Origin of the sequence: Listeria grandensis FSL F6-0971 (genome assembly GCF_000525835.1) — a bacterium.
GTDB classification, from domain to species: Bacteria; Bacillota; Bacilli; order Lactobacillales; family Listeriaceae; genus Listeria_A; species Listeria_A grandensis.
Map to the genome: position 1 here is coordinate 1 of NZ_AODD01000048.1, position 1,102 is coordinate 1,102.

Below are 1,102 nucleotides of genomic sequence, written 5' to 3' on the forward strand. Positions count from 1 at the left end.
GATCAGCATGCCACGGTGAATACGTTCCCGGGCCTTGTACACACCGCCCGTCACACCACGAGAGTTTGTAACACCCGAAGTCGGTAGGGTAACCTTTATGGAGCCAGCCGCCGAAGGTGGGACAGATAATTGGGGTGAAGTCGTAACAAGGTAGCCGTATCGGAAGGTGCGGCTGGATCACCTCCTTTCTAAGGAAAAGGAAACCTGTATTCGTTTTATCTTCTCGTTTCGTTCAGTTTTGAGAGATTAATCTCTAGTTAGTGGTAAGCACTTTTTTCTTATTAAAGAAAGAGGCGCTTTTTATTGACGGGCCTATAGCTCAGCTGGTTAGAGCGCACGCCTGATAAGCGTGAGGTCGATGGTTCGAGTCCATTTAGGCCCACTTACTCTTTTATTAAAGAAAGAGTCCACTAATAATACCCTTTAATTATGGGGCCTTAGCTCAGCTGGGAGAGCGCCTGCTTTGCACGCAGGAGGTCAGCGGTTCGATCCCGCTAGGCTCCACCAAGAAAGTTGTTCTTTGAAAACTAGATAAGAAAGTTAGTAAAGTGCGGTATAAGTCGTTGACTTGTACCAACCAAGTAAGAACCGAGAATCAACTGAAAGTGAATCTTTCAACTAACCGATACGACCATCGCTGGTGCGTAGACGTTAGGAACATACCCGTGGCGAGTTCGAAAGAACAACGACCCACATGGTTAAGTTAGAAAGGGCGCACGGTGGATGCCTTGGCACTAGGAGCCGAAGAAGGACGGGACTAACACCGATATGCTTTGGGGAGCTGTACGTAAGCGTTGATCCAGAGATTTCCGAATGGGGGAACCCACTATTCTTAATCGAATAGTATCCTTACGTGAATACATAGCGTAAGGAAGGCAGACCCAGGGAACTGAAACATCTAAGTACCTGGAGGAAGAGAAAGAAAAATCGATTTCCTGAGTAGCGGCGAGCGAAACGGAAAGAGCCCAAACCAAGAAGCTTGCTTCTTGGGGTTGTAGGACACTCTATACGGAGTTACAAAGGAATGTGGTAAACGAAGTGGTCTGGAAAGGCCCGCCAAAGAAGGTAACAGCCCTGTAATTGAAAGCATATTCCCTCCAGA

General features: G+C 47.5%; 2 tRNA genes and 2 rRNA genes. All 4 read left to right on the forward strand.

Annotation, left to right across the window (positions count from 1 at the left end):
* A 16S ribosomal RNA gene (locus tag PGRAN_RS15210) occupies nt 1-188 on the forward strand; the annotation flags it as partial.
* Between the two features lie 120 nt (nt 189-308).
* Nucleotides 309-382, forward strand: a tRNA-Ile gene (locus PGRAN_RS15215).
* Between the two features lie 49 nt (nt 383-431).
* Nucleotides 432-507: transfer RNA gene (locus tag PGRAN_RS15220), tRNA-Ala, on the forward strand.
* A gap of 189 nt (nt 508-696) precedes the next feature.
* Nucleotides 697-1,102: ribosomal RNA gene (locus PGRAN_RS15225) — 23S ribosomal RNA — on the forward strand; the annotation flags it as partial.